This is a genomic window from Leifsonia sp. AG29 (assembly GCF_009765225.1).
Classification (GTDB): domain Bacteria; phylum Actinomycetota; class Actinomycetes; order Actinomycetales; family Microbacteriaceae; genus Leifsonia.
In genome coordinates this window covers 3,245,960-3,261,591 of sequence record NZ_VMSF01000001.1, presented here as the reverse complement: position 1 = coordinate 3,261,591, position 15,632 = coordinate 3,245,960, and the positions used below count along the sequence as shown (strand labels likewise).

General features: G+C 71.3%; 15 protein-coding genes. 10 read left to right on the top strand and 5 right to left on the bottom strand.

Annotated features, from left to right (window positions below; genetic code table 11):
• The first annotated feature begins 82 nt into the window (after positions 1 to 82).
• Genes FPT20_RS15655 through FPT20_RS15645 form a run of 3 tightly spaced genes read left to right on the top strand, consistent with a single transcriptional unit; the run spans position 83 to position 3,989 of the window.
• The gene (locus FPT20_RS15655) at positions 83 to 850 is read left to right on the top strand and encodes a glucose 1-dehydrogenase (RefSeq protein ID WP_158867019.1); all 768 of its coding nucleotides are present in this window, start codon (positions 83 to 85) and stop codon (positions 848 to 850) included.
• Positions 847 to 2,661, top strand: coding sequence for a glycoside hydrolase family 15 protein (locus FPT20_RS15650; RefSeq protein ID WP_233265568.1), 1,815 nt, complete (start codon positions 847 to 849; stop codon positions 2,659 to 2,661). Before FPT20_RS15655 ends, FPT20_RS15650 begins: the two co-directional genes overlap by 4 nt.
• On the top strand, positions 2,658 to 3,989 hold the full coding sequence (locus FPT20_RS15645; protein WP_158867017.1) for an NAD(P)/FAD-dependent oxidoreductase: 1,332 nt from the start codon (positions 2,658 to 2,660) through the stop codon (positions 3,987 to 3,989). The genes FPT20_RS15650 and FPT20_RS15645 overlap by 4 nt, the downstream gene beginning before the upstream one ends.
• 137 nt (positions 3,990 to 4,126) lie before the next feature.
• Here FPT20_RS15645 and FPT20_RS15640 read toward each other — a convergent pair whose 3' ends face one another.
• A complete protein-coding gene (locus FPT20_RS15640) occupies positions 4,127 to 4,636 on the bottom strand; it encodes a MarR family winged helix-turn-helix transcriptional regulator (RefSeq protein WP_233265567.1) in 510 nt (169 codons plus the stop codon).
• Between the two features lie 183 nt (positions 4,637 to 4,819).
• Between FPT20_RS15640 and FPT20_RS15635 the strand changes: the two genes are divergently transcribed.
• From FPT20_RS15635 to FPT20_RS15610, 6 genes are read left to right on the top strand one after another with little or no spacing between them, the layout of a single operon-like run.
• The gene (locus tag FPT20_RS15635) at positions 4,820 to 5,248 is read left to right on the top strand and encodes a hypothetical protein (RefSeq protein ID WP_233265566.1); all 429 of its coding nucleotides are present in this window, start codon (positions 4,820 to 4,822) and stop codon (positions 5,246 to 5,248) included.
• The gene (locus FPT20_RS15630) at positions 5,245 to 5,856 is read left to right on the top strand and encodes a gluconate 2-dehydrogenase subunit 3 family protein (protein ID WP_233265565.1); all 612 of its coding nucleotides are present in this window, start codon (positions 5,245 to 5,247) and stop codon (positions 5,854 to 5,856) included. Before FPT20_RS15635 ends, FPT20_RS15630 begins: the two co-directional genes overlap by 4 nt.
• A complete protein-coding gene (locus tag FPT20_RS15625) occupies positions 5,853 to 7,487 on the top strand; it encodes a GMC family oxidoreductase (RefSeq protein ID WP_158867013.1) in 1,635 nt (544 codons plus the stop codon). Before FPT20_RS15630 ends, FPT20_RS15625 begins: the two co-directional genes overlap by 4 nt.
• Before the next feature lie 59 nt (positions 7,488 to 7,546).
• Positions 7,547 to 9,436 carry a thiamine pyrophosphate-requiring protein gene (locus FPT20_RS15620; RefSeq protein WP_158867011.1) on the top strand — a complete coding sequence of 630 codons (1,890 nt, stop codon included), beginning with the start codon at positions 7,547 to 7,549 and terminating at the stop codon, positions 9,434 to 9,436.
• On the top strand, positions 9,433 to 10,605 hold the full coding sequence (locus FPT20_RS15615) for an enolase C-terminal domain-like protein (protein ID WP_158867008.1): 1,173 nt from the start codon (positions 9,433 to 9,435) through the stop codon (positions 10,603 to 10,605). Before FPT20_RS15620 ends, FPT20_RS15615 begins: the two co-directional genes overlap by 4 nt.
• Entirely contained in the window at positions 10,602 to 11,483 is an 882-nt protein-coding gene (locus tag FPT20_RS15610) for an alpha/beta fold hydrolase (protein ID WP_158867006.1), read from the top strand. Before FPT20_RS15615 ends, FPT20_RS15610 begins: the two co-directional genes overlap by 4 nt.
• Positions 11,484 to 11,568: 85 nt before the next feature.
• On the opposite strand, the gene FPT20_RS15605 is transcribed toward FPT20_RS15610, so the two are convergent.
• Positions 11,569 to 12,225: an NUDIX domain-containing protein gene (locus tag FPT20_RS15605; RefSeq protein ID WP_158867004.1), complete on the bottom strand. Its 657-nt coding sequence runs from the start codon at positions 12,223 to 12,225 to the stop codon at positions 11,569 to 11,571.
• 26 nt (positions 12,226 to 12,251) lie between these two features.
• The gene (locus FPT20_RS15600) at positions 12,252 to 12,626 is read right to left on the bottom strand and encodes a nuclear transport factor 2 family protein (RefSeq protein WP_158867002.1); all 375 of its coding nucleotides are present in this window, start codon (positions 12,624 to 12,626) and stop codon (positions 12,252 to 12,254) included.
• A 119-nt stretch (positions 12,627 to 12,745) separates the two neighbouring features.
• On the opposite strand from FPT20_RS15600, the gene FPT20_RS15595 reads away from it, so the two are divergent.
• Positions 12,746 to 13,009 (top strand): hypothetical protein, encoded by a 264-nt coding sequence (locus FPT20_RS15595; protein ID WP_158867000.1) that lies wholly within the window; start codon positions 12,746 to 12,748, stop codon positions 13,007 to 13,009.
• A 126-nt stretch (positions 13,010 to 13,135) separates the two neighbouring features.
• Here the strand turns inward: FPT20_RS15595 and FPT20_RS15590 are convergent, their stop codons facing one another.
• Together FPT20_RS15590 and FPT20_RS15585 are read right to left on the bottom strand one after the other, a co-directional pair.
• The gene (locus FPT20_RS15590; protein ID WP_158866998.1) at positions 13,136 to 14,320 is read right to left on the bottom strand and encodes an alkaline phosphatase family protein; all 1,185 of its coding nucleotides are present in this window, start codon (positions 14,318 to 14,320) and stop codon (positions 13,136 to 13,138) included.
• An 82-nt stretch (positions 14,321 to 14,402) separates the two neighbouring features.
• Positions 14,403 to 15,569, bottom strand: coding sequence for a toxic anion resistance protein (locus FPT20_RS15585; protein WP_233265564.1), 1,167 nt, complete (start codon positions 15,567 to 15,569; stop codon positions 14,403 to 14,405).
• Between the last annotated feature and the right edge of the window lie 63 nt (positions 15,570 to 15,632).

Below are 15,632 nucleotides of genomic sequence, written 5' to 3'. Positions count from 1 at the left end.
TATTCGATATCACTGCGCAACTATTGCAGTCCGGCAAAAGAGTAGTTAGATGGCTGTCGGGGCGACACGAAACGGAGGAAGCATGCGACTGGAGGGCAAGATCGCCGTGGTGACGGGCGGCAACAGCGGCATCGGCGAAGGGATCGTGAAGGCGCTCGCCGCGGAGGGCGCGGCCGTGGTGATCGACTACGTGGCGAAGCCCGAGGACGCCGCCGACCTGGTCAAGGACATCACGGCGGCGGGCGGCAAGGCGCTCGGCGTCGACGCCGACGTGAGCACGGCCGACGGGATCCAGAAGCTCATCGATTCGGCGGTCGCCACCTTCGGCCGGCTCGACATCTACGTCAACAACGCCGGGATCGAGACCCGGCACAGCCTCCTGGAACTCGAGGAGGACGAGTACGAGAAGGTCCTCTCCGTCAATCTGAAGAGCGCCGTCTTCGGCACGCAGCGTGCGGCGAAGCGGTTTCTCGAGCAGGGCTCGGGAGGCGTCGTCGTCAACATCTCGTCGGTGCACGAGGACTGGCCGATGCCGGGCAACCTGGCCTACTGCGTCTCGAAGGGAGGCATGCGGATGCTGACCCGGACCGCCGGCGTCGAGCTCGGCCCGCAGGGGATCCGCGTCGTCAACGTCGCCCCGGGCGCCGTCGCGACACCGATCAACGACGCCACGATGAAGGACGACGCCAAGCGGCAGAAGCTCGAGAACGCCATCCCGCTGCGTCACGTCGCCGACCCGGGCGAGATCGGCGACGCCGTCGTTTTCGTCGCCTCCGATGCCGGTCGGTACATGACCGCCACGACGGTCTTCGTCGACGGCGGCATCATGCAGGGAAGCGTGGGCCTGTGAACCGGCGGATCGAGGATTACGCGCTGATCGGCGACCTGCACACGGCCGCCCTCGTGGCGACCGACGGCTCCATCGAGTGGCTGTGCCTCCCCCGGTTCGACTCGCCCGCGTGCTTCGCCGCCATGCTCGGGGACGACTCCGCCGGCCGGTGGAGGATCGCCCCCGCGGACGCCGGCCGGAGCACGCGCCGTCGCTACCGCGGCGACACGCTGATCCTCGAGACGGAGTGGGAGACCGACGACGGCGCCGTCCGCATCATCGACTTCATGCCGGTGCGCGACGGCGCCGCCGATCTGGTGCGCATCGTGGAGGGGATCCACGGGTCGGTCACCATGCGGAGCGAGGTCGTGCTGCGCTTCGACTACGGCCGCATCGTGCCGTGGGTGACCCGCACCGAGCGCGGGGTGCGTGCCGTCGCCGGGCCGGACGCGGTGCTGCTCACGAGTCCGGTCGCCTTCGAGGGGCATGACTTCCGGACCGTCTCCGAGTTCACCGTCGAGGCCGGGGAGCGCATCCCCTTCGTGCTGACCTGGTATCCGAGCCACGAGAGCCGGCCCGAGCCGGCCGACGCCGAGGAGGCGCTCGCCGGCACGGAGCTCTACTGGTCACGGTGGAGCGCGCAGAGCGCCGCCTACGGCCCGGACCGCGACGCCATCCAGCGCTCCCTCGTGACGCTGAAGGCGCTCACCTACCAGCCGACGGGCGGCATCGTCGCGGCGCCGACCACTTCCCTCCCCGAACAGCCGGGAGGCCCGCGCAACTGGGACTACCGCTTCTGCTGGCTGCGCGACGCGACGCTGGCCCTGCAGTCCCTCCTGACCGCCGGCTACACCGAGGAGGCGCTGGCCTGGCGCGACTGGCTGCTCCGGTCGGTCGCGGGCGACCCCGCCGAGCTGCGGATCATGTACGGCCTCGACGGTCGCCGCCGCCTCCCGGAGGAGACGCTCGACTGGCTGCCCGGGTACGAGGACTCGTCGCCGGTCCGCGTCGGCAACGCGGCGTCCGACCAGCTGCAGCTGGACGTCTGGGGCGAGGTGCTCGACGGGCTCGCCCTGACCCGCACCCACCTGGGCACCGGCGAGGACGACTCGTGGGAGCTGCAGTGCGCGCTCGTCGATCATCTCGCGACGATCTGGCGGGAGCCCGACAACGGGCTCTGGGAGGAGCGCGGCTCGCGCCGCCACTTCACCCACTCCAAGCTCATGGCGTGGGTGGCGGCCGACCGGATGGTAAAGGGCGCCAAGCGCTTCGGGCTGCCGGGGCACATCCGCAACTGGGAGCGGCTGCGAGCCGACATCCGGCGCGACATCCTGGCGAACGGGTACGACGCGAAGCGCAACACGTTCGTCCAGGCCTACGGCTCGAGCGATCTCGACGCCTCCCTCCTCCTCATCCCGCGGGTCGGCTTCCTGCCCGGCAATGATCCGCGGGTGGTCGGCACCGTGGAGGCGATCCAGCGGGACCTCACGGAGGACGGGCTCGTGCTGCGGTACAAGCCGCAGCGGTCCGACGACGGGCTGCCGGGCGGCGAGGGCGTCTTCATCGCGTGCTCGTTCTGGCTCGTCGACGCCCTGCTCGGCGCCGGACGCCACGAGGAGGCGGAGGACCTGTTCGCCCGGCTGCTCGACCTGCGCAACGACGTCGGACTGCTGAGCGAGGAGTGGGACCCGCACGGCTCGCGCCAGCTGGGCAACTCGCCGCAGGCGTACAGCCACTTCGCACTCGTCCGCAGCGCCTTCCACCTGCTGGCGGGAGACGCGACCACCACCGACGACCGCATCCCCATCGAGACGAGGAAGGAATCGGCATGAGCGCACCCGCTCGCGTCCTCATCCTGGGCGCCGGCTTCTCAGGATTCACGCTCGCGCGTCGGCTGCGGAAGGACGCCGCGGCCGGGCGCATCGAACTCACCGTGGTCGAGCCCGAACCGTACCTCACGTACAAGCCGCTCCTCCCGGAAGTCGCCGGGGGCGAGACCGCTCCGGAGGCGGTGCTCGTGCCCCTCCGAGGGATGCTGAAGCACGCGCGCATCGTCGCCGGATCGGTCGAGACGGTCGACGCGGAGGCGAAGGTCGCCGTGGTGCGCTCGCTCGACGGGACGCAGCGGCCCCTGTCGTTCGACCATGTGGTGTTCGCGCTCGGCTCGGTGAGCAAGACCCTCCCGATCCCCGGCCTCGCCGAGAACGCGGTGGGCTTCTCGACCGTCGAGGAGGCCGTCTTCCTGCGCGACCAGGTGCTCGACCGGGTTCGCTTCGCGGCCGAGACCCAGGTGGAGGCGGAACGCCGCCGAGCACTCACCTTCGTCGTGGTCGGGGGCGGTTACACCGGGGTCGAGGCGCTGGCCGAGCTCCAGCAGCTGTCGGCGCGGGCCATCGCCCGCTACCCCGAGCTCGCCGGGCAGCACGCGGAGTGGGTGCTGGTGGAGGCGGCAGGCCGCATCGCCGCGGAGCTCCCGGACGAGCTGTCGGACTGGACGCTGACGCTGATGCGGCGGCGCGGCGTGACTGTGCGCCTCCACACGGAGCTCTCGTCGTGCGAGCAGGGTCTCGCCCGGCTCAGCGACGGCACCCAGCTGCCGACCGTCACCATCGTGTGGGCCGCCGGTGTGACACCGAACCCGGTGGTCGCCCGGGCGGGTGTTCCGCGCGGAGAGAAGGGGCACATCCGCTGCGATGAACGCCTCCGCGTGGTCGACGCGTCGGGCGCTCCGCTCGACGGCGTGTGGGCGCTCGGCGACGACGCGGAGGTGCCGAAGCCCGGGTCGCACCAGAAGCCGGCCTTCTACCCGCCGACCGCCCAGAACGCGGTGCGCCAGGCCAAGGTGCTCGCCGACGGGCTGCGCGCCGCGATCGAAGGGACGGAACCGCCTCCCTACCGCCACCGCAGCCTCGGGATGATGGCGAGCTACGGCGGGCATGCCGGCGCGGCGGATCTGCGCGGGCTGAAACTGCGCGGCGCCCCGGCATGGGCGGTCGACAAGCTCTACCACGCGGCCGTGCTGCCCGGCGTTCGGAAGCGGGTGCGCCTCGTGCTCGGGTGGGTGGCGAACGGCTTGGCCGGGAGGGAGACGGTCAGCACCGCGGCCGTGCGGCACCCGCGGCGGCCGTTCGCGGAGGCGGCGGCGCAGCAGCGGGAGTGAGGATCGGCGGCGCGGCGCGGGCGCGCGGGACGGACGCCGCGTTCGTCGAGGTGCTCGTAGTTGCTGCGGCGCGCGGCGTGTCGCGCGCATCTGTGAGCACCTCGTGGAGGTGGGTGCGGCCCCGAGGCGCGCCAGCGTCAGTCGGCGCTCGGCGCCGGCCCGAGCGTGAAGCGACCGTCGCGGGAGGGGTCGACCCCGGCGGCATCCGCGAACAGGCGGAAGCCGCGGGCGACCGTGTCGCGGTCCGCGGCGGGTACCCGGCGGAGGATGTCGGCCATCGCCTCCCGGCGCTCGGCGATCACGCGCTCGACGAGTTGGCGCCCCTTGCGGGTGAGCTCCAGGCGGACGAAGCGGCGGTCGGTGGCGTCCTCGCGACGGGTGATCAGCCGGGCCTGCACGAGCTTCTCGCAGGTGCGGGTCGCGTTGGAGGCGTGCACCCCGAGCTCCGCGGCGACGCCGCCGAGGGTCTGGGGTCCGGACAGCTCGATCAGCATCAGCACGCGCAGCTGCGGACTCGTGACGATGTCCTCGACGTGCTGCACGGAGCGCGCGGCGACGCGGAGGAGAACGCCTGCCGCGTCGATCGTCGCGTCGACCGGGTCGGCAGCCGCCGCGGCTGCGGGGGTCTCATCCGGGATCGCGTCCATCCGTCCAGTATGGCGGTCCCTTGCCGTATCGCAATGATTGCGGCCACCCCCTTCACAAGAGGCATGCCCGGTGCAACGCTTGCGCTAGAGCAAGTAACTGGGCAGGACGACCGAGGAGGCCCCGTGGCACGATCCCCGAGAGCGGCGCGCAAGGCGACACGCAGAGTGCAGAGGACAGCGCCCGTGCGCGGCATCGACCGCTTCGTCCGCAATGTCGAGACCGGGCGGTTCGAACGCTCGCTGTCGGCGCTGACCGCGGTGGGGGCCGTCGTCACCGCGGGCGAGATCTACTTCGAGCACGACAAGGCGAGCTTCGGGAACCCGTGGATGTGGGCCCCCGTCATCCTCGGACCGGTGGGTGCGGTCGCGGGGGTGGCGGGGGCGCTGAACCGCACGGCGGCGAAGACGTTCCTCCCCATCGCTGCCGCGACGATCGTCGCGAACGGCCTCCAGGGCACCTGGCTGCACGCGCGCGGCGTCGCGCAGAAGCCGGGAGGGTGGCGCAACGCGCGCTACAACATCGAGATGGGTCCGCCCCTCCTGGCCCCACTGCTCGTGACCCTGGTCGGCGGCATGGGGCTCCTCGCCGCCGTCCTGAGGCGCGAGAAGTGAGCGAGCGCTTCCCGGGCTTCCGCGTCCTCGACCAGGCCGGGCACTGGGACGACGCCACGCGCGCCGTGGTCATGGAGCGCGTGGGGCGCCCCTCCGACATCCGGTTCTTCGATGCCCACGAGGAGGGAACCGCCACGGCCCTCTTCGACCTGCTGCTCGACCAGGATCCGGAGAACCGCCTCGTCCCGGTGACCGCGATGGTGGATGCGCGGCTCGCCGAGAAGCAGACCGACGGCTGGCACTACGACTCGATGGCGACCGACCCGGAGGCGTGGCGCACCAGCCTCGCTGCCCTCGACGTCGACGCGCAGGAGCTGTACGGCACGGAGTTCGCCGCTTGCGCCGCCGCCGATCGGCGTGCGCTGCTCGAATCGGTGCGGTCGGGCGACGGGGAGTGGCGCGGCTTCGATCGGGAGCGGATCTGGAGCCTTTGGACCCGCTACGCCTGCACCGCCTTCTACAGCCACCCCGCGGCGTGGGACGAGATCGGGTTCGCCGGTCCCGCCTACCCGCGCGGCTACAAGAACATCGGCATCGGCAAGCGCGAGCCGTTCGAGGTCGCCGACGCGCACCCCGACGAGATCCCGCAGACCCGGGCGCAGCGATGAGCGCCGTCGTGCGCGAGCGCAACGCCTCCGCCTGGCTGCTGACGCCGGACGGATCGCGGGCGGAGCCCCGGCTCGCCGACCGGATGCGCCGCTTCGTGGACAGCGACGAGGTCGACATCGCGATCGTCGGCTGCGGGGCGGGAGGCTCGGTGCTGCTCCAGCGCCTGGCCCACGCAGGCTGGAACGCCGTCGCGTTCGACGCGGGGCCGTTCTGGGATCCGGAGCGCGACTGGGTCAGCGACGAGGCCGGGTCGCACCACCTGTACTGGACCGAGCCCCGGCAGATCGGCGGGGGCGATCCGGTGCCGCTCGGGTCGAACAACTCCGGGAGGGGCGTGGGCGGCTCGATGGTCCACTACGCGGGCTACGTCCCGCGTTTCCACCCCAGCGACTTCCACACCCTCAGCGTCGACGGTGTGGGAGCCGACTGGCCGATGGCCTACGACGAGCTCGCCCCCTTCTACTCCGACATCGAGAACGAGCTGCCGGTCGCCGGCGAGGACTGGCCGTGGGGTGACCCCCACCGCTACCCGCACAGCCCGCACCCCGTCTCCGGCAACGGCGAGACGTTCCTGAAGGGGGCGAACGCCGCCGGGATCACCGCCAAGGTCGGACCGGTCGCCATCGCGAACGGCCGTTTCGGGCACCGGCCCCACTGCATCTATCGCGGGTTCTGCCTCCAGGGCTGCAAGGTCAACGCGAAGGCGTCGCCCCTCATCACGCACATCCCCGACGCTCTCGAGCACGGGGCGGAGGTCCGTGCCGACAGCATGGTCACCTCCATCGAGATCGACGAGCGGACGGGGCGCGCCACCGGCGTCCACTACATCAAGGACGGCGTGCCGCGATTCCAGCGCGCCCGCATGGTCGCGATCGCCGGGTACTCGATCGAGACGCCGCGCCTCCTGCTCAACTCGGCCTCGCGCCGGTTCCCCGACGGCCTCTGCAACGACTTCGACCTCGTGGGCCGGTATCTGATGGTGCAGGGCGCACCGCAGACCGCCGGCCGGTTCGAGGACGAGATCCGGATGTGGAAGGCGCCGCCGCCGGAGGTCAGCACGGAGGAGTTCTACGAGACCGATCCCTCCAAGCCGTACAAGCGCGGGTTCTCCATCCAGACGGTGTCGCCCCTCCCAATCACCTGGGCCGAGCACGTCATGGCGCAGGGGCACTGGGGCGCCGACCTCCGGCGCTACATGTCCGATTACGTGCACTGGGCGTGCCTCGGGGCGCTGTGCGAGTTCCTCCCGCAGGCGGACAACCGCGTCACGCTCGCCGACGAGAAGGACCGGTACGGCCTCCCCGTCGCCCACTTCTCGTACACGCAGTGCGACAACGACCGCGCGCTCGCCGATGCCGCCCAGTCCGCGATGGAGCGGATCCTGGAGGCGGCAGGAGCCCAGGAGACCATGACAGTCAAGCGGTATGCGCACCTGGTCGGCGGTGCTCGAATGGGCGCCGACGAGCGGGAGGGCGTCGTGGACGCCGAGTGCCGGAGCTTCGCGGTGCCCAACCTGCTCATCACCGACGGGAGCGTGCTGCCCACTCAGGGCAGCGCGAACCCGGCGCTCACCATCATGGCCGTGGCCGCCCGTGCGGCCGACCGGCTCATCCAGCGGCCCGAGCGGTGACCCGCTGACGGCGTCCGGTGCCAGCGCCGGGCGCCTCCACCGAGAAGAGGAGAGACGACATGGCGACGACGGTCAGCGACTTCATCATCGCGCGCATCCGCGAGTGGGGCGTGCGGCGCGTGTTCGGGTTCCCGGGCGACGGCATCGGCGAGTTCGACGGCGCGCTCGGCAAGGCCGAGCGCGACGGGGAGGGCCTCGAGTACATCCGGCCCACGCACGAGGAGATCTGCGCCTTCATGGCGACCGCGCACGCCAAGTTCACGGGGGAGGTCGGGGTCTGCATGGCCACGTCGAGCCCGGGCGCCTTCCACATGATCAACGGCCTGTACGACGCGAAGATGGACAACCAGCCGGTCGTCGCGATCGTCGGCCAGCAGGGGCTGAACTCGTTCGGGACGTTCAACCAGCAGGAGAACAACCTCGAGCGCACCTTCTCGGACGTCGCCGCCTACGTTCAGACCATCGTCTCCCCCGAGCAGGCGCAGGCGGTCGTCGACACCGCGTTCCGCATCGCGATCACGCGCAAGCAGCCGACCGTCATCGTGCTGCCGCACGACGTGCAGGGCATGACGATGGCGGAGCCGGGCGCCGAGATGTGGGTGTCGCGCTCGAGCGCGGTCGCTCCCTCCACCGCCACCGCTCCGCCGGAGGATCAGCTGCGCGCCGCCGCGGACCTCATCAACGCGGGCGAGCGGGTGACGTTCCTTGTCGGTCACGGCGCGAACGGCGCGACCGACGAGGTGCTGGAGGCGGCCCGGCTCGCGGGTGCCGGCATCATCACGTCGCTGCGCGGCAAGCAGGTCGTCCCGGGCGATGTGCCGTTCCACACCCAGCAGGTCGGGCTGCTCGGGTCGCGGCCCAGCTACCGGCAGATGAAGGAGTGCGACACGCTCATCCTGCTCGGCACGAACTATCCGTACGGGCAGTTCCTCCCCGCGACCGGTCAGGCGCGGGCCGTCCAGGTCGACATCAGGCCCGAGCAGCTCGGGCTCCGCTACCCGACCGAGGTGAACATCTGGGCGGATGTGAAGACGACCCTCCAGCACCTGATCCCGCTGCTGACGCAGAAGACCGATCTGTCGTGGCAGGAGAAGATCGCCGACAGGATGCGCGCGTGGGATGAGGAGCTCGCCGCGCAGGCCGAGGCCGGCTACTCGGACGGCGCCAACCCGCGCCGGCTCTACCACGAGCTGAACAAGCGCCTCCCCGCCGGGGCCATCGTCACGGCCGACGCGGGCACGACCGCCGACTGGTACGGACACCACATCCGGCTGCAGCGGGGGATGATGGGCGATCTCTCCGGCCGGCTCGCCAGCATGCTCGCCGCGATGCCCTACGCGGAGGCGGCGAAGTTCGCCTACCCGGACCGCACCGTGGTCTGCACCATCGGCGACGGTGCCTTCCAGATGCTCGGCATGAACGAGCTCATCACGGTCAAGAAGTACCTGTCCCGCTGGTCCGACCCGACCTTCATCGTGCTGGTCCTGCACAACGACGACCTGGCGCAGGTCTCGTGGGAGATGCGGACGGAGGACGCGAACCCGGTGTGGTCGACCTCGCAGGACGTCGAGTCGGTCGACTACGCGGGCTGGGCGCGCCTCCTCGGCTTCCAGGGGATCACCGTGACGAGCGACGAGGAGGCGGCGGGAGCGTGGGAGGCGGCGCTCGCGCATCGCGGGGTGACCGTCATCGACGCGCACGTGAGCCGCAACGTCCCTCCGCTGCCCCCGCACATCACGTTCGAGTTCGCGAAGAACACCGGGGAGGCGCTGCTCAAGGGCGACCCCGAGGGGCTCGGCGCGATCAAGGACTCGGCGACGGCGCTCGTCACCGAGGGTGTCGAGCGGGTGAAGGACGCGCTGCACATCGGGCGGGACGACGCGGGCGATGACGGGAGCGGCGCGGGCGGTGTCGGCGCCGGTGGCGCCGGCGGAGGCGACCGGGTATGAGCGTCGGCGCCGAACAGACGGTGAGCGGGATCCGGGCGGACGCGTTCCGGGTCCCGACGGCGACGGCCGGCCGCGAGCGGCCGGAGAGCGATGGCACGATCCAGTGGAGCAGCACCGGCGTGATCGTGTTGCGCGTGAGCGCGGGCGGCGAGACCGGCCTGGGTTACGCCTACGCGGCGCCCTCCGCGCTGGGCGTCATCCGCGACACGCTCTGGGATGTCGTGCGCGGCATGGACGCACTCGACACGGGAGGCGCGTACTGGGCGATGGCGCGCTCGGTCCGGAACGCCGGGTGGCCCGGGATCGCGGCGGGAGCCGTCGCTGCGGTCGACATCGCGCTGCACGATCTGGGGGCGCGCCTCCTCGGGGTGTCGCTGACCCGTCGACTCGGAGGCGGCCGCACTCGCGTGGCCGCCTACGGCAGCGGCGGCTTCACCGACTACACGGACGACGAGCTGACCGGTCAGCTGGGGTCGTGGGCGGCGGACGGTATCCGGGCCGTCAAGATGAAGGTGGGCTCCCACCCCGACGACGACCTGCGGCGCGTCCGGCTCGCGCGTGCGGCCGTCGGCGCCGGCGTCGAGCTGTTCGTCGATGCGAACGGCGCGTACGAGCGCAAACAGGCTCTCGCCCTCGCCGACCAGTTCGCGGCGGAGGGAGTGACCTGGTTCGAGGAGCCGGTGTCGAGCGACGACCGGGAGGGACTGCGCCTGCTCCGCGACCGGGTCCCGGCGCCGATCCGCGTCGCAGCGGGCGAGTACGGCTACAAGCCGTCCGATTTCCGCGACCTGCTCGTCGCGGGTTCGGTCGACGTGCTGCAGGCCGACGCGACGCGCTGCGGCGTGACCGGGTTCGGGATCGCCGCCGACCTCGCGAGGGCATTCGGGGTGCCGCTCAGTGCGCACACGTCCCCGGCGCTCCACGCTTCGGTCGCAGCGGCCCACGAGGAGGTGCTCAACATCGAGTACTTCCACGATCACGTGCGCATCGAGGGCATGTTCTTCGACGGCGTGCCGCGCGTCGTCGACGGGAACCTCGTTCCCGAGCTCGGCGTGCCCGGTCACGGGCTGCGCTTCAAGGAGGCCGACGCGGAGCCGTTCCAGGTGGACGCGTTCGCGGCGGGAACAGCAGAGCGGGCCGGAGCGGCCCGGGACGGAGGACACGGATGAGCTATCGACTGGCACGACTCCCCGGTGGCCGCGAGGTCGGCATGACCGGTCTCGGCGACTCCGCGGGCCACCACCTGGCGGTGTTCTTCCACCCGACTCCCGGCGCCTCCGGATTCGACCCCGACCCGTCGGTCACCGACCGCTCGGGCGTCCATGTGATCGGCTTCGACCGGCCGGGCTACGGCTCGACGCCTCCCGCCGACGTGAGCGTCGCCGAGTGGGTGGACGAGGTGGCGGCGTGGGTGCGGTCGACAGAGGCCGGCGCGGATGCGGCGACGCAGACGCAGTACGGGCGCATCCATGCGATCGGCTGGCGCGAGGGAGGCATCTACGCCGCGGCGCTGGCGGACCGGCACCCGGAGATCCTGGACGCGGTCGCCTTGGTCGGGGTGCCGACGCCGGAGCGGGCGGCGCGCGGCGCGGAGGGCGATGCGGTCGGAGGGAACGGCTTGCCCGGTGCGGCGGGCGCGGGCGGTGCGGCGGGCGCGGGCGGTGCGGTCGGTGCGGGCGGTGCGGCCGGTGCGCTCGCTGAACCGCTCGGCTACCGGGACCGGCTGCAGCGGATGCTGGATGACGCCTCCACGCAGGGCGACATCGGCGTGCGCAACGACCGTGCTGCCTTCGCCGACCCCGCGCTGAAGCCTCCGCGCATCGAGCTGCCCACGCTCATCCTCTACGGGGCGGCCGATCCGTACGCGACCGTAAGCGACGCCCAATGGTATGCATCGCAGATGAGCCGGGCACACGTCGAGCGCGTCGAGGGGGGTGCCGACATGATCGCCCGGCAGTGGGAGCGAGTGCTGGCGTTCCTTCGGGACCCGGAAGCGAGCGAAGCCGGTGCGGCTGAGGGAGGACGAACGGCCGCGACGCGCCGGTGATGTCGGGGATCGGAGGAGGATCCGCGCCAAGCGGCGTCGTTCCTCCTCCCTTCTCGACGCGCGGCAGCGCAGGGGGCGGCGGGGATCAGCCGAACAGGTTCAGGGCCGCCCACTGCAGGAGGATCACCGTCTTGCCGTCGGCGATGCGTCCGTCGGCGACCATGGCGAGCGCCTCCCCGTAGGGCACCGTGACGGACTCGATCTCCTCGCCCTCCGCCTCCACGCCTCCGCCGCCGTCGACCTCGTGGGGTGAGTAGGGCGCGGCATAGAAGTGCACGCGTTCGGTGACGGAGCCGGGGCTCATGTACAGGTCGAAGAGGTGGCTGAGGTCGCCGATGCGGACGCCGAGCTCCTCGGCGGCCTCGCGGCGGATCGCCTCCTCGGGGGCATCCCCGTCGAGCAGGCCGGCCGCCGACTCGATGAGCATGCCGTCGGGGTGACCGTTGACGTAGACCGGGAAGCGGAACTGCCGGGTGAGTAGAAAAGTTCGGCCGATCGGGTCGTACAGGAGCACGGTGGCGCCGTTCCCGCGGTCGTACGTCTCGCGCGACTGCGTGGTCCAGCGGCCGTCGCGACCCCGGTAGTCGAAGGTCGTGCGCCGGAGCACATGCCAGCCGTCGGAGGTCACCTCGACGTCACGCACCTGCACGTCGGGGTTGCCCGTCAGGTCCCGTCCCGTCAGGTGGAGGCCGACGCGGCCGCGACTGTCCGGTGCGTCGTGACCGGGGCGCTCGTCTGGCATGAGGCGAGCCTAGCGGCGGCTCGCCGTCAGCGGCCGCCCGCCGCGAGGTACGCGGGCCCTTCGTAGTGGAGGCGCACAGCGCGGATGCGGTCCCCCTCCAGTTCGAAGAACTCGGCGAACATCACCTCGCCGCCCGGCAACTGCGCCCGGTACAGGGCAGCGGCGCCGTCGGCCTCCTCGACGACCTGGATGAACTCGATGCGGCTCGCGTTCTCGATGAAGCCGCGGACGCCGCGCGTGAAGCGCTCGCCGCCGGAGACCTCGCCGGCGAGCGGGCCGCTGAAGCGGAAGTCGTCGGCGAGGAGGGTGAGGAGGCCGCTGCCGTCGCCATAGGCATCGATGCCTGCGGACAGGATCGCGTAGTAGTCGCGTAGGAGTGGGCGGGTGGGTTCCGTTTTCATGGCGCCGAGGGTAGCCGGTCCAGCGAATGTCGGCGAGGGGCGGGAACTGGCGCAACGGCCGACACGCGGATACAGTGCGGGTCGGTGCGTCGAAAGCGCCGAACCAACCCGGAGAACGAATGATCGTCAACAAGCTCACCATCGACGGCCGCGACTACTTCCTGCCCGACCCTGTCGACCGACTGAAGGCCGACATCCTGGAGGCGGTGCGCGCGGGCGGCGGGTACGTCACCATCCCCGGCCTGCGCGGCGGACCGGGCGTGAGCATCCTGTTCTCCCCGGGCATGCCGGTCACGTGGGTGAAGATGGAGATCGCCGACTCTACGCCGGCCGCCGTGCACGAGGGGCACGGCGACGAGGCGCTGGACGCGCTCGACCTCTGAGGCGTGCGGCCCCGGGAGGAGATTCTTTCCGGCGCGCCGTGAGTTGCGGGCCCGGGAGGAGATAGGCCGGGCCGTGGCTCGGAATGTCCTCCCTTAGCGACCCCCGTCGCCACGGAGAGGCGGGCCTCACCCCTTCGGCGCGGGGGCCTTCGGCGGCTTCTGGTTCACCTTGCCGTCCGTCGGCGCGGGCACGGAGCTGCCGTCGAGCGTGACCAGCGCGGGGAGCGGCCGGCCGCGCGGCCCGGGCCACGGCTTCGGCTCGACGGGCGCCGGCCGAGGGCTGGGAGGCGTCGGCTGCGTGATCGCGCTCCCGGGTGCGGGAGGGACGGGTCGGCCGAGTCCCGCCTTCACCAGGTGCGCGAACGACGGGGCGTCGTCGACCCGCGGCACGCCGAACGCGCCGAGTCCGAGCAGGTCGCAGATCGTCTTGGGGATGGATGCGTGCGAGTGCCATTCGGGGTCGATCGCCTGCTGCACCGCACCTCCGAACATCAGGAGGGGGATGCGCGACCCGCCGATCACCTGAAACCCGTCGGGGTGGAGCGCGTCCGGTGCCGTCTCGATGGCGGGGGTCTTGACCGAGTCGGCGTAGCCTCCCCAGTCGTCCCAGGTGACGATGAACACGGTCTCGTCCCAGCCGCCTCCATCGATCACGGCCTGGACGCGCTTCCAGACGAGGCCCTCGCCCTTGCTGATGTAGTCGGGCACCGGCACGGCCGGCGGGTGCTCGTCGTACCCGGCCGGCGACCAGACGTAGCAGACGTCGGGGAGCGTGCCTCCCTTGGCCATCGGGATGAACTGCGACGGCGGGTGGACGTTGTCCGTCCCCGGGGGCTGCGACAGCGAGGTGTAGAACTTCGTCGGGTATCCGCCCTGGTCGGGGAAGGCGCCCCAGGTCTTCCCCGCCTTCTCGGCGACGGTGAAGATCGAGGGGAGGTTCCACACCGGGTGCGGGCCGACGAACGGCGGGTTCTTGAGCGTCGGCATCTGGCCGCCGACGGCGAGCATGTGGCCGGGCGTCGAGTTCGACCCCGACCCGAAGTGGTGGTCGGCGAAGACGAACGTCTTCGCGAGCCAGCTGTAGAACGGGATCACCGTGTCGTTGTCGACCTGCAGCGCCTCGGCCGGGTAGTCGCCCATCGCATAGTGCACCCAGGCGTTCCGGTCGTGCGGTTGGTCGTAGTCGGGGGCCGCCGCCAACAGGTTGCCGTTGTTGGCGACCGCAGCTCCCCACTCAGCGAGGGTGGGGAAGTAGAAGTCCGTCGTCTTGTTCTCCTGGAGGAAGACGACCACACGTGTCACCGCTGCCATGCCGCAACGCAATCACTTGTCGTCCCGGCCCGCTACCTCTGATGCGGCTTTCCCCTCCTCATCGCGCTCGCGAGACCGCGGCTCAGCGGAGGTCCGGCCGAGACCGCTTGAGATAGGCGCGCGAGCGCCCGACCTGGTGCTCGAGCGCGTCGACGGTCCGCGACATGCTGGCCACCGCCTCCGTGCGGTAGGTGTCGATGCTGTCGATCGTCGCGAACACGTTGTCGAAGGCACGCTGCAGCACCTCCACGTCGACACCGGACGAGGTCTGCTCCTTCTGGATCTGCTCGGTCTGCTCGCGCAGCACCTCCCCGGTCCGCCCGATGAGCGTATTCGTGCTGCGGTTCAGCGCGCCCAGCTGGTCGATCACCATCCGCTGGTTCTCGAGCGCCTGGGCGACGACGACGGCTGTGCGAAGCGCCGAGACGGTCGTCGTCTTCGCGCGTTCGACGCCCTTCACGAGTTCGACGTTGTTCTTCTTGATGACGTCGAGCGCGAGGTACGCCTGGACCGACACCGCGATCTGCGTCGTGAGGTCCTGCCGCCGCTGACGGATCGGGAAGAGCGCCTCTTTCTCGATCGCGATCGCCTTCTCGGGGTCGGAGACCTGGAGGTCCTCGGTCGCTTCGACAGCCGCGCGGTCGAGCGCGCCCGCAAGCACGACGTACTCGTTGAGCCGTTCGGTCGTCTTCCAGAGCGCAGCGCGCTCCTTCTCGATCTCGAGGTTGTCCTGGCGGAGGCTGTCCTGGCCCCGCTCGAGCGAGCTGACGATCCCGTCGAGCTGCTTCTGCGCCGACTCGAACCGCTGCGCGTACTGGCGGAGGCGCCTCCCGCCCGGGATCCGCGCGAGCATGCGGTTCCGGCCCGTCAGATGCTGGGGGTCGAAGTCGCTCACCGTCGCCCGCAGATCCTGGAGCGTCCGGAGCACGCTGTACTGCGGGCCGGCCTGGACGCCGCGTCCGCGGGTGGAGGCGAGGCTCGCCGCCGGCCGGCTCAGCAGCTGACGGGAGGCGTCGCTCGACTCCTGCATCTCCTTCTTGCCCAGGTTCGAGAAGCCCACGATCTTGCGGGTGAACTCGGGGCTTCCCGGCTCCGCGGCGACCAGGTCGGCGATGAACTCGCGCGCCCGCTGCTCCAACTCGGCCTGTCTCTCGGCCGGGACGGCGACCATCCCCACCGCCTGCTCGTCCGTCACCTCGGGCACCGCCTCCGGGGCCCTCAGCTCGTCGTCCTCGCGTGTGTCGCGCATCGCTGCTCCTCCCACCACGGTGCAGATCGTCCGTACAGCGTAAGTCCGCGGTCGGAGCAGCGG